We start from the raw sequence: 22,023 nt of genomic DNA, 5'->3' as shown, positions 1-22,023 counted from the left end.
TGCGAGTTTTGCGGTAGTGTTCGACCGTAATCGCGTCGCACAGTCGAGCTCCGTGTCGATCGCGTAGGAGAGGAGAGATGTCACTAACGTAGGCACCGGTTTTATTTCGTGATATCAATATGCCCACCTCAAACACCGACAGCCACATCGCCTTGTTACAAGTAGCTGTCTAGGTCACGGAAGACAAGCATGTTCACGCTGCCCCCGATTGTTTTTCAAGAGCGATATTCTATCGGCGTGGTACAGCACGTGATCCGACCAGCACTGCAGGTCGGCAAAGTCGCTCAGACGTCGATTAATGTCTCCGCTCGGATCAAGCAGCCCTTAATCCGCTTCGACAATGACGAGCGCGTTATCGTGACTTCACGCCGCGATGTTCAGTTACCAGAGGGCGTCGACGGAATATTGATTGAAGATAACGACAAATACGTCTGGGCCAGGCATCGATTGCTGGACGAGTTCAAGCATCGCCGCACAGAGATAGGCCCTCGTGCTGTAGCTGATGAAATCGCGTCCCAGTGGGATGGCGTGCTTAGCTATCGTGCGGAAAAACGGGGGCCAAACGGCGAGCAGCTCACTCGGGGCCTACGCCCACCGCAGCTGGGTGCATTGCATGCAATTGGAGCACACTGGAGCCTGGAATGGACACCGGCGACGGTGGTTATGCCGACCGGCACTGGCAAAACTGAAACCATGTTGGCAGCCCTCGCGGCATTTGGTCGTTGGCCGTTACTAGTAGTGGTGCCTTGGGATGCTCTGCGGACTCAAACGGCAGACAAATTCCTCACGTTTGGTTTGCTCAGAGACATCGGCGTCCTCCCTGCACAGGTGTCGAATCCGATTGTGGGCATCATGAGTAAACGAGCCAAAACGCTCTCTGATTTACTGATGTTCCAACACTGCAACGTGATCGTGTCTACCATCGGTTCCATTGGTGTCAGCATGGAGGCCAACCTGATTAATGAACTCAGCACACGATGCCAGGCGCTCATTCTGGATGAGGCCCACCATGTACCAGCCAGTTCTTGGGCTCACCTGAAGACAGCACTTAATGGCGTGCCGACTCTTCAGTTCACGGCGACACCTTTTCGTCGGGATACCCAGCTAGTCGATGGCAAAGTGATCTTCAGTTACTCGCTCGGCGCGGCACAGCGAGACGGTTACTTCAAGCATATCCACTTTGCGCCAGTGAATGTCGGGTCGTCAGCGTCTGACCGTGCGATAGCTGAAAAGGCAATACGGCAGCTCAAACATGACCTTGCTGATGGTCTGGATCATCTCTTGATGGCGCGGTGCTCAAGCATTTCCCGGGCAATGGAGGTAGAGCGCATATACCGCGAGCTTGCCCCCGAGCTCCAGCCAGTCCTGATTCACTCCGAGTCGCCGGAAGCAGCAACGCGATTAGAGGCTTTGAAGAGCAGGGCGGCCAAGATCGTAGTCTGCGTAGGGATGCTGGGGGAGGGTTTTGACTTACCACAGTTGAAAGTCGCAGCAGTGCATGACATGCACAGAAGCCTAGCCATCTTGCTGCAATTCGTTGGGCGGTTTACCAGGGTTGCCGCCAGCAACATTGGCGACGCAACAGTTGTTGCCAACATCGGTGACAAGGTCGTTTCCGATGCTCTGGAGCGGCTCTATAGTGAAGACGCAGATTGGAATAGGATTCTCTCAGAGATGAGTTCGGCTGCTGCGCGCGATCATGCTGACCTCGTTGTGTTTCTGCAGGCCTCACGTCGGCTGGATGACCTTGAAGCGCCTGAGTCGATTGTGCTCTCTCCGCAATTGCTCAAACCCAAATTCAGTACGGCTGTGTATCGGGCTACAGAGTTTTGGGCTGAGCGTTTCCATGAAGGGCTACCAGGGCATCTTAAGCTGCAAGCGGTATGGAAGCATACGACCAGCCCGACGCTCTACTTTGTGACTCGCAATGAGTCCCGAGTTCGTTGGACGAGTACCAAAGGCGTAACGGACTGCGAGTGGGCGCTCTTTGTGCTGCACCATGATATCGATCAAGGATTGCTTTATCTCTCTTCGACCGATCACGACTCGCTATTCCCTGAGTTGGCCAGTGCTACGACTGGTGAGTCAGCGCTTATCAAAGGCCAGCAGATTTTCCGTATCCTGGGACGTATCAATCGGCTCATGTTGCAGAACATCGGCGTGACTAAGCATGGACGTCGCAATCTCAGCTTCGCAATGTACACGGGGGAAAACGTCGATGAAGCGCTTGGTCTGACAGAGCGCAGTAACTCCGTGAAGAATAATGTCAGTGGCACAGGGTGGGAGCATGGGGATCGAGTGTCAGTAGGTTGCTCGGTCAAAGGTCGCGTCTGGTCGAAAGAGCAGGGCTCAATACCCGAACTGCTGGCATGGTGCTGCGGCATTGGGGCGAAGTTGCTCGATGAGTCGATCAACATTGAAGGCATCATTGCGAACCTGCTGATGCCGAAAGAAATTCATCAGCTTCCGGTAGACAAGATCGTTCTGTCGATTGAATGGCCTAGCGAACTGCTCAGCAAACCTGAAGAAAAGGTTCTGCTAAGCACTGGGTCGATTGATGGAGCACGACCTCTCTATATGTACGAGCTTAGCTTTGATCGTTTGACCGCAGAAACACTCGAATTTTCTTTAATCACAACTGAGGACAACGTGGCCGGTGCGTTCGTGCTGAGGCTCGATGATCAATTGGGTTACCGGATCGACCAGGCGGGCACCGACTTAGTGCATATCACGATCGGAAAGATGACAAAACGGCTCGATGAATTCCTATGTGGGTTCCCACCGCTGGTGCGCTTTATCGATTTGAGCGAGCTAGATGGAAACCTGCTTATCGAGCCACGTAATCCTCGCGAGCTGACATTGAATCCAGCTCAGTTTGAGCCTTGGGTATGGGGGGCAACCGATCTTACCAAAGAGAGTTACTGGAAAGACGGCGAGGGCAGGGTCGACTCGATTCAGTGGCGTGCCGCTCAGGAATACATTGCGGGCGGTTTCGACATTGTGTTCGATGACGATAGCGCCGGCGAAGCTGCCGACCTTGTTTGTATAAATGTGGAAGACACCTTGATCAGGCTGTCGCTCGTTCATTGCAAATTCTCTGGTGCGACGACGTCAGGCCAGCGGATCAAGGATGCCGTCGAAGTATGCTCCCAGGCCGTACGTTCCGCGAAGTGGAAATGGAAATTTGCAGATTTATGTCGTCACATTTTGGGACGCGAGGAGCGGCTCAGATCTGCAGAACGTACTACGCGATTCTTTCAGGGAAGCTCGGCTAGGTTGAACGAGATTCTCCGAGAAAGCCGATTCAAGTTTATCGAGGCTGAAGTACTAATCGTGCAGCCAGGCATTTCCGCTTCCAGGCGCAGTGAGGATCAAGACATGGTTATTGCCGCTGCCATGGTCTACCTGAAGGAAACCATTGGGTGCGATCTTCAGGTGATCTGCAGTAGCTAAATTATCAGCACCCGTACTCAAGAATCGCTGCAGCTTCTCTAAATACAGCTAGGCCCGAGAGCTGTAGCGCATAGCCGTCGCTTCATTTCGCTCAAACCTCACCGACAGCCAGAAGCACGTATTCACGTCCTATAGGATCCGCGCTGTTTATTCAAACCCACTTGAGGCGTGAAAAGGCAACATACATGCGCCGTCGAGAGCTCCTGGTATGAACGACATCCTGGGAACTGGCCTGACGTATGTGGCTGCTGAGGGTCAGCATCGTCCAAGCTGACGCACGGAAGATGACGCACATAACGGTCACAGGAAGTAATTCGTGAACCAGGAGGACAAACGCCCAGTTTGGGGACGGCAGAGACACGGCGCTGCGGTGGGCTGTCATCACCATGTCACGTCGTGAAAGCAGATGACGCTGGCCATAGGCGACCTGATCTGGGATCTGAGCCTGATACGCATATTTAAATAATCTTTTCAGGTCACTGCTAAGCGTCGTACTCGCTAAGAAGCTGATTTGTATCCCGCTTCACATTTAGCTGTTTTTTCGCATATTTAAAAAATCTCGACACCAGAGCCCCAAGTCGCACATATCATCATTCGCATAATGTATATTATGTTAAATTACGTATTATGCTGGCATTGATCTGCTGCTCGCTCACGCGGTTATGCATCTTTCGCATTCAAGGCACTGAGGCTGATGGTTCATTCAAAATCAGTCGACTGGGTCAAGGTCATATCAGCGCCAACAACTGGATGACTCCACTGCTCCTTGAAGAATGATCCGTCTAGACGCGGTAGGCTTCATTCAGGCCAACCTAGTCATCCACACTGCCATCTGCAAGACACTTAAAGCTTCTACCATCTCCCATCAAGTACTGACTTGAGTAACACCTACAGTGCCACGGACTGAACCTTAACTAGGCGCCAAAGAAATTTCTCATCTTCATCGAACAGACGAGTTCTTTGCACTCAACAAGTCCTGGGAACAGCAAATACCCTTACAATTTCCTCAGCGCAAACGGCGTCATGAAATCTACTTTCATAAAAAACAAAAGCAGTTTCTACCCCGCAGTTGGAAAAATGGCTTTTTACTTCTTGCATCTCCCGTGACTCAAGACCTCCATCATTTTCTCGTACTTTTTCCAAAAAACCGACCGAGGCCGGCTTTGGATAAATAAATATATTAGGTATGAGGATGCCTTGTTCCTCCAACCCCTCAAAGTCTGTAAAGCTCACGGCAAAAAACACACTTTCACTTCTTGATACTTCTAACAATCTTAAAGTATTCAAAAGAAACACAGCGAGCCCTGTCAGAAAGTTAGAAGCCCCGCTGCCGCTCAGCTCATCCTTCAAGAGCTTTAAGCGACTGTATCTTGACACAAGTGGAATTTCTTCAAAGCTTTTATAGTTCTCGAAGAATACATCCATGTCATTGTACGGTTCTTCGCTGATTATTTTACTGTAGATATCTGTAAGCTTCATTTTTAGGAGGGGCTCCATCCGTACTTGTTAAGTCATTTATTTATTTTCTTTTGCTCTGCTATAAACTTTGAAAGCTTTTTTTTAATGAAGTGCGGACTTATATCAGGAACGTAAGTGCCACTCACCCCGTCACCGCCTGATAAACCACCCGGTGCGCCTCGGTCGGCAGCGGCACTTCCCACTTGAACAACATGCGGCGGATATCATCGTTGCGCAGCGAGGTATCGCGCTTCTGGTTGCGCCGCATGATTTCGTCCTCGGGTCGCTCCAGGTAAAGAATTTCCACCTCGGCGCCGTAGCCGTAGAGCAAGTCCAGGGTGCGGTTGCGCATCTGCGCCGACAGGTGCGTGGAGTTCCACACAAAGGGTTTGTGCTCGCGCAACAAGGCCTTGGCCCGGTCGATGGCGTAATGCGCAGCGGCGCCTTCGTTCTGTCCGTGGCGCAGGCCCAGGGCCTGGCGCGCGTCGTCGAACGACACCACCGGCAGCTCCGGGTAATGTTGCGCGGTCCAGGTGTCCTTGCCGCTGGCCGGCAGGCCCGAGAGCATCACCACCGACGAGCCCTGCGGCGCGTGCAGTGGGTAGTCGGGATGTACCCGGGCGCCACGCAGGTATTGAATGCGTGTGTAGTCGTCGACAAAGGCCCGCGGCCCGTGCAAGCAGCCCTCCTCCTGCGCCAGTTCGCGCCACAGTTCGATGGCGTCCAGTACATCGGCCTTGCCGGCGTAATCGCGGCCCTGCATATCGGCCTCGGCCACGGCGCAGAGCATCCACAGCGGCAGTTCCCAGGACAGTTTGTGCAACAGGAACTCAGCGCTGCGGCCGCTGCGATCACCCTGCAGGGCGAAAAACGGCACCTGGTGCACGGCGATGATGCGGCAGATCTGCTCGCGCAGCTCGAATGGCACGCCGGCGCGCCACAACAGCAGCCGCGCGTCCACTGCGCCCCGGCGCGAGTGGCCGGGCTGGCCGATACGCCCGGTATCCGGGTCGATCACCGTGGTGTCGGGCTTGGCGATATCGTGCAACAGGGCGGCGAAGAACAGCACAAAGCGCTGCTCGGCGCTGGCCTGCTGGTAGGCGGGTTGCGCCAGCAAGGCTTCGACTACCAGGCGGGTATGAATCCACACATCGCCCTCGGCGTGGTAGGTCGGGTCTTGCGGTGTATCGGCCAGGCGCGCCAGGGCCGGGATGGCCGCCAGGCAGGCGGCGACGTCCATATCGCGCCCCGGCTCGGGGACCAGTTGTTGCAGTTGTCGAATATCCATATCGGGATGCTCCTTCAGTAGCCGTGGCGTGGGCCCTGCCAGTCCATGGACAGGCGCGGGGCATAGAGGTCGACGCCGTCGGCCAGCTGATTGGGGATGAAGGGTTGGTTGGCATGGTGCTGGTCGGCATCGAGGATGGCCTGGACGAAGTCCTGGCGTACCCACTTGAGTCGGCCTAGGGTCTGCTGCTCGTCCTCGAGCTTCAGGTACAGGCCCTCCATGCGGCTGGAACGGTCGCACTGGCGCCAGGCACGGGCCAGGTCGAGGCCTTCGCGGCGCACCACCTGCTCGAACACCTCGCGCCAGCGCTCGGTCTTGGCCAGCGAATCGCCCACCAGCGCCAGCAGCTCGGCATGCCGGCGCGGCGCCGGGCCTTCGTACAGCACCGGCACCGACAGCACCGGCCCGCCCTCGAGCAGGCACCGGCGCGCCGCGGTGGAGAGGAACAGCCCTGTGGCGCGGTCCCACACATCGAATTCGCAGAAATAATGTGGCAAGCGGTCGTAGAACACCGAGTGCTTCTTGTGCAGCCATTCGCCATACAGCACGAAGCGATCTTCCAGGCGCTCCAGCAACCAGTGTTCGTGAGCCACGGCCCACTGCTTGAACAGATTGAACTGGCGCTCGCGACCACCGCCAGTGAGGTAGTGACCGCGAGATTGCAGGCGCAACTCGCCGCTCGCGCTAAAGCTGATGCCGGCGTTGGCGCCATCGAGTTTTTCTTCCACCACCAGCCACTGCCCGGCCAGGGCGGCATAGCGCACCTGGCCAGTGTCAGTGTCGCCATCTTGCAGGCGCGAGCCTTGCAGATGGGGCGTGCGGGGGTATTTGAGCAGTTCCAGGTTGTGCGCGGTGGCACGAATATCCATGTGCATGGGTTTGTCCTCGAAAACAGAGAAAAACCAACGACAGGATCAGGCAGGCATGGCAATCAAGCGCCGCCGCGCATAGGCACGGGCAGCCATCAGGCAGGATGGACCGTCGTCGGTATCAGGCGTGTTGGCTGGCGTAGGGCACTGGCTTCACCACTTGGAGAAAAGGTTGCAGAGGCTTTAGGGCGCGCATTCAACAGCAGACAGCGGCATCAGGTCAAGTCCCGAAAGGGCAAAACTCCAGCGGCCCTGTTTGCGCGCAACACCCGAGCTTTTGTCATGAAAAAAACCGCCTGGTGCTCATAGGGTGCAGCCAGTCATAACCCCGATAAGGAATCGATCATGAAACTTTCAAGCGTGCTGATGGCTGGAGTCATTGGCCTGGCCCTTGCACCTTTGGCCCAGGCCTCGTCCACGGCTGACAGTGAAGAAAAAGCCCAGTTACGCAAACTCTTCTGCGAGTCGAAGGGCGGCGCCGATATCACTGCGCTGGGTGAGTTGAAGAAGTCCGACGACGTCGGCGCCGTGGTGGTGTGCAAGCTCCCGCCGTCGCCCACCACCGTGGTGGAAAACCAGGCGGCATCGAGCCTTGCCGCCCTGCCATTGACGCCCGTCACGGCAACACTTGCGCCACCGTCCGGGGTCTACAAGCTCGCCCCGGGCGCCAGCAGCGTCAACACGTCCTGCTCGGCCAACCTGGCCATTGCCAGATGGGCAGGCTTTCCCAATACCAGCAACGGCAACGCCACCTTGAACTGTCGCGGATACAACGCCGGCGCAGCAGGCGGTACGTTGGGGTGCAAGATCGAATGGACCGGGCCGACCCAGGTCGCCATCGGGGTCACCCCTTACGGCGGCCAGGTGGCGGTGAACTTCAATTGCCAGGCCCTGTACTTCGGCTCCGTCGGCACAGTGATGGATTTCAGCTACGCCGATCCGACTTATCCGCGCATCCGCTACGGCTCGGTCCAGGCCACCAGCAGCATGACCATCACCCAGTAAGGCCGTGCCGGCTCGGCTGAACTTCGGTCAAGTGCCGGCGGGGTCGCTCCCTGCTGGCCACCCTCCTCTGCATCACTGCTTGCCGCGCATGCTGTTGCGCCATATGCGGTAGGCCCTGATCCCCGAACGCACCGAACTGAACAGCAACTGGCCGTCCATTTCCCGGGTCATCCCCGAGCGTTCCAGCATCGCCAGGCTGGCTCTCGCGCTGCACGGTTTCCAGCAGGCGCGTGTTGAAGCCCCAGTCGAACCCCCGAGCAAATTGACTCGAGGGCGCCTTGTGTGCGTTAACGACTAGACCACGCCAACGAAATCGCTTGCCGTCAGTGCGATATGCCCAACCAGATCGATCTGGATATCAGCCGCATTCCCCGTGTTTACGTTGCCCTCCACGTAGGTGTGATCGACTCCGCCGACATTCACGAAGTGGTACTTCAATTGCGCCTGGTTGTTGAACTCGTTGCCGACGCCGTTCCACTCGCCGAGGAAGGTGAAGTCCTGATTCCCGGCCGAACCTGCGCCGGAGGTCCGAGCATCAATCAGCGACAGATCGATGTGGTCGGTTCCATGCACAAAATCGGTGATGAGGCACTTGAAACACCGGCGTGCAAGTACAGTGTCGGGAATTGGCCACTGGCCTTTTTCGCTGCAGATGCTGCTTGCCTATCTTCCAGAGGCCCATCGCTCGGCCTCAGAAAAGGTCATGGGACCCCCAGCCTTCCTGGCAAATTTTGCCGGCTGTCGATGGTCGGCTCCTGCACTTGTCGAATATGCTGCAGCCATTCGAGAGCATGAATTGCCACTGTATTGATTGAGCTACTGCCATGGGTTATCTGAGTCAATCGCTACGCCGTAGGGGGGCGCCCGTTACGGCGGCGCTGTTCTTTCTGGCGTTGAGTGCGTCGCCAAGCTCTGGCGCAGCGCCCCTTGGCATCGACTTGTACATCGCCGAAGCCCCGCCCTTGAGCATGCTCGATAAAACCGGGCTGCATGGCATCGTCGGCGATGCGACGCTGGAGGCTGCGACCCAGGCCGGTTATGAGCTCAACTGCATCGAAGTGCCCTGGGCACGCGCCCAGCAAAGCGTGCGCAGGGGTGTCGACAAGCTGATCATTCCGCTGTCGCGCACCCCGGAAAGAGAAGCCGATTACACCTGGATCGCGCCCATCATGACCATGGACCGAGCCTTCTTCAGTCTCCACAAACGCGTTGAAACCCTGCAGCAGGCGCGGGAAACCTTTGCCCGGATCGCCGTTGGCCGAGGCAGCGCCCAAGAGCAGAAGCTCCGGGCTGAAGGCTTCAGCGACAACCAGATCTATCCGTTTGAAATTGGCGAGAACCCGGCGCAACTGCTGCTGATGGGACGGGTCGACGCCTGGTTCAATGGCATTCCCGAAACGCAAAGCATCTGGCGCAAGCTGTCGAATCAGCCGTTGCAGGTCAGTCCGGCCTTGATGAGCACCGATCTGTACCTGGCCTGCTCCAAAAACTGCGACGCGGTGCTGGTGCGCAAGCTGAGCGCGGCGGTCGAGGCGCTGCGCAAGGACGGCACGCTGGAGAGAATACGAAAATCCTACCTCGACGCGCCCTGACACACTGCCGCTCTCTTCTCCCCTGAACCTGGGGCATGCCCGCAGTGCCTGTGTCCCAGTCCTGCCGACTTCTGGCAACCGCCGCAGCGGGCCTGGGCGCAGCATGACCATCACCCAGTGAGGCCTCGCCGGCTCGGCTGAACTTCGGTCAAGCGCCGGCGGGGTCGCTCCCTGCCGGCCACCCTCCTCTGCATCACTGCTTGCCGCGCATGCTGTTGCGCCATATGCGGTAGGCCCTGATCCCCGAACGCACCGAACTGAACAGCAACTGGCCGTCCATTTCCCGGGTCATCCCCGAGCGTTCCAGCATCGCCAGGAAAGTACCGCGAGCACGGGCGATGGCGAAGTAGATGCCCTGGGCGGCCAGGGTTTCGCGGATTTCCCGCAGCACCGCGATGCCGCTGACATCGATATCGGTCACCGCCTCGGCATTGAACAGCACCACCTCGGGCTGGCTCTCGCGCTGCACGGTTTCCAGCAGGCGCATCTTGAAGTAGTCGGCGTTGAAGAACAGGATCGCGTCGTCGAAGCGATACACCACCAGGCCGGGCACGGTGCGCGCTTGCGGGTACTGGCGGATGTCCACCTGGCCTTCGATGCCCGGCATCCAGCCCAGCACCGCGTAGGTGGGTTGGTAGATGCTGTACAGCAGGCGCAGGATGGCCAGGGTCACGGCGAAGATGATGCCCGGCAGCACGCCCAGGCCCAGCACGCTGACGGTGGTCAGCAGGCACAGCCAGAACTCGAAGCGGCTGAGGCGGTAGATCTGCTTCAGGGACTTGACGTCGAGCAAGCCCCAGCCCGCCATCAACAGCACCGCGCCCAGGGCCGGCTGCGGAATCCACGCCATGGGCGCGGTGAAAAACAGCAGAATCAGCGCAATCGCCAGGGCGGCGATGATGCCCACCAACTGGCTCTTGCCTCCGGCCATGTCGTTGACCGCGGTACGCGAATCCGCGCCGCTGATGGCAAAGCCCTGGGAGGCTCCGGCCGCCAGGTTGCTCAGGCCCAGGGCGATGAACTCATGGTTGGCGTTGATCGCGTAGCCATGGCGTGCGGCGAAGCTGCGGGCAGTGAGCATGGCGCTGCAAAAACTCACGGTGGCGATGCCCAGCGCGTCGCGCAGCAGGCTCTTGCTTTCCTCCAGGGTGGTCTTGGGCCAGGACAACTCGGGAATCCCGGCCGGCACAGGGCCGAGGATCGCCACCCCGAAGCGGTCGAAGCCCAAGAGCCCGGCCAGCAAGGTGAACAGCGCCACCGTCAGCAGCGCTGCCGGCAGCCGCGGGTAGCGTCGCGGCAGCCAGATCAACAGGCCCAGGCTGGCCAGGCCAACGACCAGGGTCAGGCCATGGATCTCCCCCAGCCGCTGGAGGAAGTCCGCCAACCCCAGAATGAAGCCGTCGCCTTCGATCTTGAAGCCCACCACCTTGCCCATTTGCCCGGCGATCAGGCTCAGACCGATGCCGTTGAGGTAGCCGATGAGGATCGGCCGCGAGAAGAAGCTGGCGATAAAACCCGCTCGGGCGATCCCGGCGGCAATCAGCATCAGGCCCACCAGCACGGTGACGATCATCGACAATTCGACGGTACGCTGCAGGTCGCCCATGGCCAAAGGCGCCACGGCCCCGCCGAGCATGGCGCAAGTGGCGGCATCGGGGCCGACCATCAGTTGCCGCGAGCTGCCGATCAAGGCATAGACAATCATCGGCAGCACACAGGCGTAGAGCCCATATTGCGGCGGCAGACCGACAATCTGCGCATAGGCAATGGCGATCGGGATCTGGATAGCCGCCACGGACAACCCGGCCCGCAGGTCGGCGCGAAACCATTCGCGGCGGTAGTGCAACAAGTTGGACAGGCCAGATAGACAGCGCGATAACGACATGCCGGGTCCTTTCGAAGTATTGCGTTCTAGTGTTTGGTTGCGCTCTGGCGGCTCTCTTGTTTGGCCAGGCGACGCGGGCGCGTATTCAAGCGAATCGGGCCACTTGGCGCCATGAGCTGGAGCAGCTTTTGCGTCGATCGAAAGGGTTATGTACTTTCACAAGTAATTTCACTAACCCCTAGGTATGCTCCGCTTTTATTGCCGATCACTGATACCGGGATGCCAGCCCAAGCCTCTGCTGCGCAGGCGCAGCTCATGGAGCCGTATCCTCAAGGATGTTTGAACGATGAGTACCCCCGCGCTGGATATCACCAGCCTGACGCCATTGCCTTACCACCAGCAGGTGGTCGACTACCTGAAAACCAGTGAACCTGCGGTGTGGGCTTGGGCCTCATCCCTGGGCGTTCAGCAGGAACACGCCCAGGATGTGCGCGCCCAATTGCTGCGAGACACCTATCGCCTGAGCCCGGAAACGCACTCGCAGGCTTATCAGGCCTGTGAGACGGCGTTGCAACGCCTGCAGATCGAGGCCCCCGCGACCCTCTACCAGGCCGGCGATGGCACCATGAATGCCAGCCTGTATTACCTGGCCGGTGAGGTGCATGTGGTGTTCTACGGGCCGATCCTTGAACGACTCGATGCTCAGGAGCTGCTGGCGTTGCTGGGGCATGAACTGGCGCATTACCGCTTGTGGTCGGAGCACGAGGGCGACTACCTCACCGCCGAGCGGATTCTCAATCACGCGATGGCCGATGTGTACACGCCTCCGAGCCTGGAACAGACCGCACGTTTATATAGCCTGCACACCGAAATCTATGCCGACCGCGGGGCGGCGTTGGCGGCTGGCTGTGCGCAAGCCTCCATCACCTCGCTGGTCAAGGTCCACACCGGGATTCTCAGCGTCGATGCCGCCAGCTATCTGCAACAGGCCCGTGAACTGGATGGCAAGGATGCGCCGTTGTCCCAGGGCGTTTCCCATCCGGAGACTTTTCTGCGTTCCCAAGCGGTGGAAAGCTGGTGGCGACAGCTCCCGGATAGCGACGCCTGGCTGCACCGCCGATTGCGCGGGCCCTTGTCGCTCAACCGCCTGGACGTGACCGACCAGGTCGAGTTGACCGCCCTCACCCGCGGCTTCATCGCCCGCTTCATCGGCAACACGGTGTTGCAGTCCGAGGCGGTGCTCAATCAGGTGCGCGGCTTCTTTCCCGACTGGAAGGCGCCTGAAACACCGCTGGACCTCGGCACGCTGAATGCCGAGCGCATCGACGCGAGCATTCACGAATACCTGCACTTCATCATGCTCGACCTGTGCCTGGTCGACCGTGACCTGCGGGATGAAGCCTTGCTGCATGCCGCTCGCACGGCGAAAAAACTCGGCAGCGCCGACGACTTCATCAACGTGCTCAAGCGCGATATCAAATTCCCCAAACGTGAGCTCGACCCGATTGTTCGTGCGCTCAAGGCGGAGGTCGACACATGGACCCAATAACTCAACCGCTGAACTTCGCTCAATTGCTGCAGAGCCACGATGGCGCCGCCGTGCCCATCGACGATGTGCTGTTCCTGGCGCTGCCGCTGCTGCGCCAGGTGGCGCAATTGCATGAGCGGGGGCATGTTGCCCAGCTCAGTTACCTGGATGTGGTGCTAGGCCCGGAACGCACCCTGCAACTGCGCCACCCCGACGGCCAGTCGCCGCGACTGGCGCTGGAGGCGATCAAGCAGGTGCAGCCCAATCCAGAGTCGGCGCTGAATATCGTCGGCAAGGTCCGCCTGACCCGGGATTCGGAAACCGGCGTGGCCATTACCGACCTGCAAGTCCAGGAAGACCTGCAGCAGCCCATCAACCACCCGGTGTTCCTCACGGACTTGCACAGTTGGGAACATCGGCTCGGGCATCACGACGAAATCACCGATATTTTCCAGCTCGGTCAGTTGCTCGCGTGCCTGGCCTGCGGCTTGGATTTTGCCGACGTCAACGACCTCAAGTCGTTCGCCGCGCACCGGCGCAACCTGTTCCAGCTCAATGGCCGGCTCAACCCGGTGCTGGCCAACTTGATCGTCGAGATGACCGAGCTCAACCGCCATGAACGCGCCACTGATGTGGGCTCGCTGGCACGCCGCTTGGAGTCCTGGCGCGAACAGCCGGCCAGCCTGGATGTCGAGCGTGTGTTGGCCCAGGCCGAAGGCCCGGCTTCGCGACGCACTGTGGTGCTGGAACATCTGCGCAACCGGTTGTTTGACCTTTCGCGTCGCAATCGCTTGCTGTATTTCCGGCCGACCCAGACCAGCGTCAACTTGACCGTGGCCAGCGTTCCGTTGGTGATGCGCATTGAAAGTATCCGGCCCGAAGCGCTGTGTACCTGGCAACCCACCTTCGGCGGATTCTCCGAACAAGTACTGGGCGGCAAACCTGTCGGCCTGCAGCAATGGCTGCGCTTTGAAGACCAGACCTGGCTGCAGGCGTCGCTGGAGCGCATCATCCAGGAAACCCGTCGCGACCGCGCCGAATTCGGCTTCAGCAACCTGCGCCTGGTGGTGGCGTTCATGCGCTGGCACAACCTCAAGGACACGCCGGAAGAACGCATCGTCACCCCGCTGCTGTGGTTGCCGGTAGAGTTGAGTCGCAAAAAGGGGGTACGTGACCAGTTCGTGTTGCAGTGCGACGAAACCGAGGCCGAATTCAACCCGGTACTGCGTCATCAATTGCGTCAGCTCTACGACATCCAGTTGCCGGAAACCGTCGACCTGCAAAAGACTTCGGTGGAAGACATCCACGCCGATATTGCGCGCCAGATCAAACTGACCGAGCCCGGCGTCGAGTTACACCTGCAAAGCAAACCGCAAATCGAACTGATCCACCAGAAAGCCGTGCAGCATCTGCACCACTTCCAGCGCCGTCGTGCCCGCCAGCGCATGTCGACGCCTTTGGTGAAGCCGGATTTCAGCTACGACCGCGAAGATTTCCGTCCGCTGGGCCAGCAGTTGTTCCAGCAGAAGGTGCTACCCAGCGAGTTGCCGCTGCGTCTGGCCATAGGCGCCAAGCCCGTTCTGCGCAACCAACACCCTCAGATGGTTGCCAGCAGCGCCGAAAACAGCACCTTCGCCATGCCCGAGAACCAGGGGCATCGCTACGCCTGGGACATAGACCTGACCCAGGTGACCCTGGCCAACTTCAATTATCGCAAGATGTCGCTGGTGCGTGACTACGCACAGTTGATCGACGAACCGGCGCAGAACGAAGCCTTTGACCGGATGTTCTCCATCGAGCCTCGGGACGTCGAGGTCCAGGCCCCCGAGCCGACCCCGTTGCCCGAACAGTGGAACGTGGTGGCAGGCGACGCCACGCAGAATGCGGCCGTCAGCCTGGCCCGTACCGGGCGTAACTTCATCATCCAGGGACCGCCAGGCACCGGCAAATCCCAGACCATCACCAACCTGATCGCGGACTACGCCGCTCGTGGCCTGCGCGTGCTGTTTGTTTGTGAAAAACGTGCAGCGCTGGACGTTGTGTTCCATCGCCTGCAACAAAGTCAACTGGGTGAGTTGTGCTGCCTGATCCACGATTCCCAGACCGACAAGAAGGCCTTCGTGAGCAACCTGCGCGAGTGCTATGAGCGCTGGATCGCCGGTGATGCGCAGTCGTCGCAGTTGCAAGCCCGGCGCGACGCCTTGCTGGCTGGCCTGAGCCAACAGCTGGGCTTGATCGAGCGTTTTGAACAGGCAATGCGTGGGGTGCCGGAGTCCTTGGCATGTTCGGTACGCGAGTTGGTAGGTCATCTGATCGAACTGCCGCCCGTTGCTGCCAAGCTGCCCCCCGAAGCCTTGGAACGTTTACCCGAATGGCGTCAGTGGCAGGCACAAAGCGAGCTGACGGGGCGCGTGTATCAGGCGATCAAAGAACGTTTCGGCCTCGACAGCTTCGCACGTCATCCTTTCAGCCATTTGGCCTCAAGCCTGATTACCCACGAACATGCCTACGGCCAACTCAAGGCGTTCCTGGATGAAGCCAGTGGGCTGATGGACAGCGTCGAGCAATTTTTCGAGTCATCGTCGAGCCTGTTGTCCGGGGGCACCCGCCTGGCGGATGCGTGCGTGCTGACCCAGGCCGCCGAACAATTGACCAGCGCCAACCTGGCAGTGCACCTCGACCTGCTGGAACCGGGCTCATCAGGCGCCCAAGCGCTGCACGCCGAGCAGGCCGCGCTGCAAGCACTGGCCGTACAGCAACACAACGCCCGTGAATCCACCCACCACTGGCGTGAAAAACTCGCGCCCCAGGACACCCAGGCTGCCATCGATCTGGTACAGCGGCTGGAAGGCTCGCTCCTGCGTTGGCTGCAACCGGCCTGGTGGCGACTGCGCGGTGAACTGCAACGACGCTACGACTTCAGTCAGCACGCGATTCGACCCAGTTTCGGGAGCGTGCTAGACAACCTGGCCCGCGAGCATCGCGTCACTGCCGAGCTGCACGCCGAGCAGCAACGCCTGCAAGAGCGTTACGGCATCCCGGATGTCGACCTGTTCCTGCACAACCTGCAAGCCTTGCTCCAGCAACTGAGCGCATCACCGCTGTTGCGCCAATGGGTTGAGGGCCTGCGGGGTAATCCCGACGCCCTGTCCGGTGTACGCCAGGAAGCCAGCCTGCGCCAGCCGGTGGCGCGCTTGGCCGAGCTGGTCGCGCAACATTGTGTGTTCGACCCGGCGCTGAGCCTGGTCGAGTTGGCCGAGTACCTGCGCGATCTGCGTGAAGAACTCGACGAACTGCCCGACACCCTGCCCCTGCTCAATGAGCTGCACCAAGCCGATCCTGTCTGCCTGGCGGTCGTGCAACAGTACGCCTTGGCGCAACGCGTACTGGACGGTTTGATTGCCCAGGAAAACCTGACCCGCCTGTACCGCGCCAATCCGCAGCTGGCGCGCTTCGACGGCCCGGCCTTGAGTTTGGCCGCGCGCGCGGTCAGCCAGGCTGAATGCAACCTGCTCAAAAGCAACGCGCAGGTGCTTAGCGCCACGTTGCACCAGCGTTTTCTGGAGCATGTGAAGCAATCGGCGATGTCGGTGACTCAACTCGACGCCCAGGCCCGTGAGTTCAAGAAAGCCTACGCCAAAGGCCGACGTGAACTGGAACATGAACTGGGCAAGACCATGCGCTATCGCTCCATTCGCGAAATGGCGAGTGGCGACAGTGGCCTCGTGATCAACGACCTCAAGCCCATCTGGTTGATGAGCCCGCTGTCGGTGTCCGACACCCTGCCTTTGACCCCGGACCTGTTTGACGTGGTGATTTTCGACGAAGCCAGTCAGATCCCCAGCGAAGAAGCCGTGCCGGCACTGAGCCGTGCGCAGCAGGTGATTGTGGTCGGTGACGAGATGCAATTGCCACCGACCAACTTCTTCTCCAGTGCCGGCGACCAGGACGACAACGAACTGATTGCCATGGAGGATGGCGAACAGATCGCAATCAACCTTGATGCCGACAGCCTGCTGAGCCAGGCCGCGCGAAACTTGCCGGCAACCCTCCTGGCCTGGCACTACCGCAGCCGCCACGAAGCCTTGATCAGCTTTTCTAACGCGGCGTTCTACGAAGGGCGGCTGATCACCATTCCCGACCGTCGTATCGAGCGCCCTGCCCCGGCCCAAACCGCACTGGACTCCACGGACGCCCAGGCCGTCATCCGCGGCGCCGACGCGCTGCTCGACAGCCCGATCAGCTTCTTGAAGATGACCGATGGTGTCTACCTCAGCCGCAGCAACCTGGCCGAAGCGCGGTACATCGCCAACCTGGTACGGGAGCTGCTGCAACGGGAGACGGGGCTGAGCCTGGGTATCGTGGCCTTTTCCGAGGCCCAGCAAGGCGCCATCGAGCAGGCCCTGGAAGACTTGGCCAGCGGCGACTCGGCCTTTGCCACACGGCTTGAGCGCGAGTACGTGCGTGAAGATGCCGGGCAGTTCAATGGCCTGTTCGTCAAGAACCTGGAAAACGTCCAGGGCGATGAGCGTGATGTGATCATCCTGAGCATCTGTTACGCGCCAGGACCGAACGGCAAGATGCTGATGAACTTCGGCCCGATCAACCAGCGTGGTGGGGAAAAACGCCTCAATGTGATCTTCAGTCGCGCCCGCAAGCGCATGGCGATTGTCTCCAGCATTGAGTCCGAAGCCATCACCAACACCCACAACGATGGTGCCGCCGCACTGCGCGCGTTCCTGCAGTTCGCCCAGGCCAGTGCCAGCGGGGATGCGCCGCGCTCCCAGGGTATCCTCGCCAACCTCAATCCGGGCGCCAAGCAGTCCTTTGCCGTCAGCCTGCCCAAGGATCACCTGCGCGGCGCCCTCGCTGCCGCGTTGCGAAAGCGCGGGCATTCGGTTCAGGAATATGTCGGACGTTCGCAGTTCCGTTGCGACCTCGCGATCAGTGACGCCAGTGGTGAACACTTCAGCCTCGGCGTACTGCTGGACAGTGATACCGCGGCCGCCCCTGACGTACGTGAGCGCTACATTTTCCGCCCGACGGTACTACGCAGCTTTGGTTGGAAGATCATCGACGTGCTCAGTAATGACTGGCTGCGCGACCAAGAAGAGGTGCTCAATCGCATCGAAGCGTTACTCAGGGGCGAGGAAGCCGTTGCACTTCCAGAACCGCAACAGCCAGAGGAAACCATCGAGATCCAAGCCCAGCCGCCAGTCACCACTGAAGCGTCACCCTTGATGCGCGAGTTCACCTTTGGTGAGGGCAATTCCAACAAGTTCTGGCGTATCGGCGTCGCCGAGGCTGAGGTGATGGTGAATTTCGGCCGTATCGGCACCAAGGGCCAGACCCTGATCAAGTCCCTCGACAGTCCCGAACGCGCTTTGCGTGAAGCAGAAAAGCTGATCGCGGAGAAACTGCGCAAAGGCTATCAAGAGCAGGCAGGGTCAATCGCCCAGGGGTGAGCTGCGTCGGTCTAGCACGAAAGAGACAAGCGCATTCAATCTGCACGCGCTGCAGCGACCCGAAAAAAACGACCCGAAAAAGGGGCGGCCCCATAGAGAGCTGAAGGCTCATGAACATCAATTCATGAGCATTCAGCTCCACAACATGAGCAAGGCGCCGGACGCTGCGCTATTTCATCACCCCCAGGGCGAAAATCAAAAGTGCTTGCCCGCCTTATTCAATGGATCAGACATGCTTAGAGTGATTGGTGAAGAGCAAGATATCCGTTCAGCGATCAACAGCTTCAACTCCTCCTACCATGAGGACTTCTTTCGGGTTAGGGAGGTCTCCAAGGCCTACCTGGCGACACCTACGCCGCATAACGCCGAATTACTAGCCGACGTGCTTCGAAATGCCTTGTTGAACTGGGGCGCTGGCTCGCGGAAAGCCCCAATACTGCATCTGCCGGCTGAAGCCGCAGCCGGGCTTTGCAATCCGAACCTGCACGCCAAGCTTGTCCGTTTTGACACTCACCAACTGGGGGCATTCGCGCTGTCATCCGAAGATCGACGGATCTTCACCACCGAGGGGATGTATCCGTCAGCGGTTCACTTTGATGCAGAGCTGCTCGGGGTCTTGAGGATGTTGGCAGACGCGCTGTTCGCTAATAACACCAACGTCACCTACCCCATGAAAGCATTACTCCTCATAACGGGATTCATGCCAGCACTGGATAGCCAGGTCAGGAATGGATTGAAGCACGCGGGCTTTCGAGGATTCAGTAGCACTCAGTACCTGCTCCCCAGCGACACCCTCAAAGCTGCTGGTCAAAAGCTCTGCAGACTGCCCTTCTCGCTTGGCCACTGTTGGGGGCAAAACAAGGAGTTGTTGATTAAGGCCGTTCAGAAGAGCGATCACCCTGCCCTTCAAGTCGAACCGGGTCGGGTTTTCGACATCCTGCTCTTCATGCAGCAAGACCCGAGCAGGAAGCTAATCGCCCTCTGAAGTGTAAAGGTGTACTCCAGCCGCACGCCTTGGATTCGACACTGGCCATCAGCACCACCACAGCTGCCGCAGCATAGTGCGGATGACTGCGGTGTCGCCCCGAAGGGCGAACTCGGCGGGCTTAGCCCTTGGCTATGCAAGATGAGTTGACGAACGTTGCGGTGTGCTGCAAGGACTGACGTATATCCGGTTTGGCGATTCCATGGCTTTTGGCAAACTGCTCGACCGCAGCCATATCAAAACGAGTGGTCTGGATAAAGTCCAAGGCTTCGGGTTTTGTATTCATAAACCGGGCGACGGGAGGAATGCTCAACAGCAACTTCAGCAATCGCAGCGAAATGTGATGCCTGGGAGGCTTCAAGCCCAAAGGTTGTGCCACCTGTACCAGCAGTTCTTGCAAGTTGGGAGTTTGCTCATCCAGCGCCAGCAGTTCCTGGCCCACCATGGCAGGATCAAAAGCGCTCACCACCATCAGCTCAACCAGGTAATCCACGGTGACCAGTGGCAGCCAGTGCTTGGCGGTACCGGGCACGGCAGTGAGCTTTCCCTGTATCAGGTTGCGTATCAGCTCCACCAGCGGCTGGCCGTCAAGGATATGCCCCGTGCGGCTGTGGCCACAAACTGTCGCGGGGTGGACAACGGTGATCTCCCCGCCCTTGGCGGACATGAGCTCCAGGGTCGCAAAATGCGCCTCCAGCTTGCTCGCCTCGTAACCGCCGACACGCCGGTAGACGGCAGGCCAATGGGTCTGCTGCGCAGAACAAGGATCAATTCCGATGCGTTGCAGATGTTCATGATTTTTCAGCATGTAGCCGCCGATCATCACTAAGCGGCTGTTTTGCTCCACCGCCAACAGCGCCACCCGCTTTGCCCCTTCTACGTTCACCGCACGAGACTGCTCCAAGGACAGCCCCCAGGCGAAGTGGGCGCCCAGGTGAAATACGACTCTGGCCTGCCTTAGCTGTTCTCGGTCAGCAGGACTCAGACCGAGGTTGTCCCGCTCCAGATCGCCAGCTACGGCAAATACCCGGGCTGCACTCCCTCCCAATTTGACGACTTGCTCGCGCAATTCAGTCAGTCGCTCTGGGCGCCGCATCAACACCCGAACGGTGTGACCTTTTGCACTCAGATGAGCCACCAGATGTTGGCCGATGAAGCCGGTACCCCCCGTGACAAAGCACTCCACGCTCATTTCCCCGTTCCTTGTTTAAGGTAAGAAATCAAGCGTAAACTATCGACCCAACTCTACAGTCAAGGGATGTTTTATGAAGATCGGTGAAATCGAGGCCCGCAGTGGTGCCAGTCGCCATACGCTGCGTTACTACGAGCAAATCGGCCTGATCTCATCGCAGCGGCGAACGAACAACTATCGCGTTTACACAGCGCAAACCCTGCAAGATCTGGACTTTATCCAGCGCGCGCAAAGCATGGGGTTTTCCCTGGGGGAAATAGGCGAGATTCTGGATGCGCAACGCAACAAGCAGATCGATTGTGCTGAAGGCGCTAAGTTAATCGAAAAGAAGATGGCAGAAATCACACAGAAGATCGCCAACCTCCAGAGCATTTATCAGTATCTGGATGAAGAGCGTGCCAACCTCGAAGCCAGTGCCGCCAGGCAACTTGAGCTTCAGCGATTGAGCAACGCTTCCAACTGAACGCTAGGTAGTGAGCAAACCTTCCACATCAGCCAGCGAAGGAGCATGGGCTCCGGCATGGCGGCAGGATATGGATGCGCAAGCCGCTGAAAATCGCAGGCGCTCTCTCAAGCCTGAGATCCCCAACAACTCTGCAGCCAGCCAACCGGCCATACAAGCGTCCCCTGCTCCAACCGTGTCTTGCACGTTCACGGCAATAGCCGGCTGATCGAGTTGGCTGTCCGGGGTGTGGAGGGTCATCCCGTGTTCCCCTCGGGTCAACAATATCTGCGCCTGAGGATTAAGCGCGCGAAGCTCATGCATTGCCTGCTGTTCGCTCAGCCCTGGATAAATGTGCCGCAGGTCTTCGTCGGACAGCTTAATCATGTCAGCAAGGCTGGTCATGGTCGGGAAGGTCTGCTCCCGATAATGACTACCCATTAAATTGCGCCAGTTCGGATCATAGCTAACCCGTTTACCGGCTGCTTTGGCCTGCTGAGCAATGTTAACCAGCGTATCTGCGAGTGGCTGTCGAGCTAAACTGATGCAGCTGAAATGACACAGCTCTGCTTGCTTGAGCCATCCTTCGGGCATCAGGTCCGGATCAAAAAACAGATCGGCCTCTCCAGCAAAAAAGTACCTTGGAGGACGGCTCGATGGAACGATGGCGACCAGAGGATCTCGATCGACTCGTTGGATAAAGCGCATATCCAATCCTGCCGCTTCCGACTGCAAAACGATCTCGTCACCCAATGAATCTAAGCTCACCGACCCAGCAAAAGCGCTGCTGACACCCAAGCGACTTAAGGCTCGTGCAACGTTCCAGGGTGCACCACCAGGGTAACCCTTCCACTGTCCAGGCGTGCCTTGGACAAGGTCGATCAGGGCTTCGCCAAATATGACCGCGCGAGGCAATACCAT

14 protein-coding genes are annotated in these 22,023 nt (G+C 58.8%); 7 read left to right on the top strand and 7 right to left on the bottom strand.

Annotated elements, in window-relative coordinates; genetic code table 11:
• The first annotated feature begins 189 nt into the window (after positions 1-189).
• Positions 190-3,453 (top strand): DEAD/DEAH box helicase, encoded by a 3,264-nt coding sequence (locus tag KHO49_RS29550; protein WP_213666373.1) that lies wholly within the window; start codon positions 190-192, stop codon positions 3,451-3,453.
• Positions 3,454-4,419: 966 nt separating this feature from the next.
• Here KHO49_RS29550 and KHO49_RS29545 read toward each other — a convergent pair.
• The 3 genes from KHO49_RS29545 to KHO49_RS29535 all read right to left on the bottom strand — a co-directional run bounded on the left by KHO49_RS29545 (position 4,420) and on the right by KHO49_RS29535 (position 7,074).
• Positions 4,420-4,932: an Imm15 family immunity protein gene (locus KHO49_RS29545; protein WP_249735885.1), complete on the bottom strand. Its 513-nt coding sequence runs from the start codon at positions 4,930-4,932 to the stop codon at positions 4,420-4,422.
• A gap of 121 nt (positions 4,933-5,053) precedes the next feature.
• Positions 5,054-6,199, bottom strand: coding sequence for an AAA family ATPase (locus KHO49_RS29540; RefSeq protein ID WP_213666371.1), 1,146 nt, complete (start codon positions 6,197-6,199; stop codon positions 5,054-5,056).
• A 14-nt stretch (positions 6,200-6,213) separates the two neighbouring features.
• Complete coding sequence (locus KHO49_RS29535) at positions 6,214-7,074, bottom strand: RNA ligase family protein (protein WP_213666370.1); 861 nt, start codon at positions 7,072-7,074, stop codon at positions 6,214-6,216.
• A 339-nt stretch (positions 7,075-7,413) separates the two neighbouring features.
• Here KHO49_RS29535 and KHO49_RS29530 point away from each other — a divergent pair, with 339 nt between their 5' ends.
• Positions 7,414-8,073 carry a hypothetical protein gene (locus KHO49_RS29530; protein ID WP_110651741.1) on the top strand — a complete coding sequence of 220 codons (660 nt, stop codon included), beginning with the start codon at positions 7,414-7,416 and terminating at the stop codon, positions 8,071-8,073.
• Positions 8,074-8,367: 294 nt separating this feature from the next.
• Here KHO49_RS29530 and KHO49_RS29525 read toward each other — a convergent pair whose 3' ends face one another.
• Complete coding sequence (locus tag KHO49_RS29525) at positions 8,368-8,658, bottom strand: M10 family metallopeptidase C-terminal domain-containing protein (RefSeq protein WP_258379213.1); 291 nt, start codon at positions 8,656-8,658, stop codon at positions 8,368-8,370.
• Between the two features lie 239 nt (positions 8,659-8,897).
• Here KHO49_RS29525 and KHO49_RS29520 point away from each other — a divergent pair, with 239 nt between their 5' ends.
• A complete protein-coding gene (locus tag KHO49_RS29520) occupies positions 8,898-9,665 on the top strand; it encodes a substrate-binding periplasmic protein (protein ID WP_110651735.1) in 768 nt (255 codons plus the stop codon).
• A 193-nt stretch (positions 9,666-9,858) separates the two neighbouring features.
• On the opposite strand, the gene KHO49_RS29515 is transcribed toward KHO49_RS29520, so the two are convergent.
• Positions 9,859-11,550 carry a SulP family inorganic anion transporter gene (locus tag KHO49_RS29515; RefSeq protein WP_213666369.1) on the bottom strand — a complete coding sequence of 564 codons (1,692 nt, stop codon included), beginning with the start codon at positions 11,548-11,550 and terminating at the stop codon, positions 9,859-9,861.
• A gap of 286 nt (positions 11,551-11,836) precedes the next feature.
• Between KHO49_RS29515 and KHO49_RS29510 the strand changes: the two genes are divergently transcribed.
• From KHO49_RS29510 to KHO49_RS29500, 3 genes are all read left to right on the top strand, one after another.
• The gene (locus KHO49_RS29510) at positions 11,837-13,039 is read left to right on the top strand and encodes a M48 family metalloprotease (protein WP_213666368.1); all 1,203 of its coding nucleotides are present in this window, start codon (positions 11,837-11,839) and stop codon (positions 13,037-13,039) included.
• Positions 13,027-18,483, top strand: a complete 5,457-nt coding sequence (locus KHO49_RS29505; RefSeq protein WP_213666367.1) for a WGR domain-containing protein — start codon at positions 13,027-13,029, stop codon at positions 18,481-18,483. The genes KHO49_RS29510 and KHO49_RS29505 overlap by 13 nt, the downstream gene beginning before the upstream one ends.
• Before the next feature lie 124 nt (positions 18,484-18,607).
• Positions 18,608-19,468 carry a hypothetical protein gene (locus KHO49_RS29500; RefSeq protein ID WP_213666366.1) on the top strand — a complete coding sequence of 287 codons (861 nt, stop codon included), beginning with the start codon at positions 18,608-18,610 and terminating at the stop codon, positions 19,466-19,468.
• 121 nt (positions 19,469-19,589) lie between these two features.
• On the opposite strand, the gene KHO49_RS29495 is transcribed toward KHO49_RS29500, so the two are convergent.
• Entirely contained in the window at positions 19,590-20,660 is a 1,071-nt protein-coding gene (locus KHO49_RS29495; protein ID WP_213666365.1) for an SDR family oxidoreductase, read from the bottom strand.
• 73 nt (positions 20,661-20,733) lie between these two features.
• On the opposite strand from KHO49_RS29495, the gene KHO49_RS29490 reads away from it, so the two are divergent.
• A complete protein-coding gene (locus KHO49_RS29490) occupies positions 20,734-21,123 on the top strand; it encodes a MerR family transcriptional regulator (RefSeq protein ID WP_102879344.1) in 390 nt (129 codons plus the stop codon).
• Between the two features lie 3 nt (positions 21,124-21,126).
• On the opposite strand, the gene KHO49_RS29485 is transcribed toward KHO49_RS29490, so the two are convergent.
• Positions 21,127-22,023, bottom strand: coding sequence for a carbohydrate kinase family protein (locus KHO49_RS29485; RefSeq protein ID WP_213666364.1), 897 nt, complete (start codon positions 22,021-22,023; stop codon positions 21,127-21,129).

It is taken from the genome of Pseudomonas sp. RC4D1 (assembly GCF_018390395.1).
Taxonomy (GTDB): domain Bacteria; phylum Pseudomonadota; class Gammaproteobacteria; order Pseudomonadales; family Pseudomonadaceae; genus Aquipseudomonas; species Aquipseudomonas danubii.
Note: the sequence above shows the minus strand (reverse complement) of the source record. Positions and strands in the feature narration are given on the sequence as shown.

Coding starts and splice junctions, on each gene's coding strand:
- KHO49_RS29550 (WP_213666373.1), top strand. CDS start 190: ATGTTCACGCTGCCCCCGATTGTTTTTCAAGAGCGATATTCTATCGGC.
- KHO49_RS29545 (WP_249735885.1), bottom strand. CDS start 4,932: ATGAAGCTTACAGATATCTACAGTAAAATAATCAGCGAAGAACCGTAC.
- KHO49_RS29540 (WP_213666371.1), bottom strand. CDS start 6,199: ATGGATATTCGACAACTGCAACAACTGGTCCCCGAGCCGGGGCGCGAT.
- KHO49_RS29535 (WP_213666370.1), bottom strand. CDS start 7,074: ATGCACATGGATATTCGTGCCACCGCGCACAACCTGGAACTGCTCAAA.
- KHO49_RS29530 (WP_110651741.1), top strand. CDS start 7,414: ATGAAACTTTCAAGCGTGCTGATGGCTGGAGTCATTGGCCTGGCCCTT.
- KHO49_RS29520 (WP_110651735.1), top strand. CDS start 8,898: ATGGGTTATCTGAGTCAATCGCTACGCCGTAGGGGGGCGCCCGTTACG.
- KHO49_RS29515 (WP_213666369.1), bottom strand. CDS start 11,550: ATGTCGTTATCGCGCTGTCTATCTGGCCTGTCCAACTTGTTGCACTAC.
- KHO49_RS29510 (WP_213666368.1), top strand. CDS start 11,837: ATGAGTACCCCCGCGCTGGATATCACCAGCCTGACGCCATTGCCTTAC.
- KHO49_RS29505 (WP_213666367.1), top strand. CDS start 13,027: ATGGACCCAATAACTCAACCGCTGAACTTCGCTCAATTGCTGCAGAGC.
- KHO49_RS29500 (WP_213666366.1), top strand. CDS start 18,608: ATGAGCATTCAGCTCCACAACATGAGCAAGGCGCCGGACGCTGCGCTA.
- KHO49_RS29495 (WP_213666365.1), bottom strand. CDS start 20,660: ATGAGCGTGGAGTGCTTTGTCACGGGGGGTACCGGCTTCATCGGCCAA.
- KHO49_RS29490 (WP_102879344.1), top strand. CDS start 20,734: ATGAAGATCGGTGAAATCGAGGCCCGCAGTGGTGCCAGTCGCCATACG.
- KHO49_RS29485 (WP_213666364.1), bottom strand. CDS start 22,023: ATGGTATTGCCTCGCGCGGTCATATTTGGCGAAGCCCTGATCGACCTT.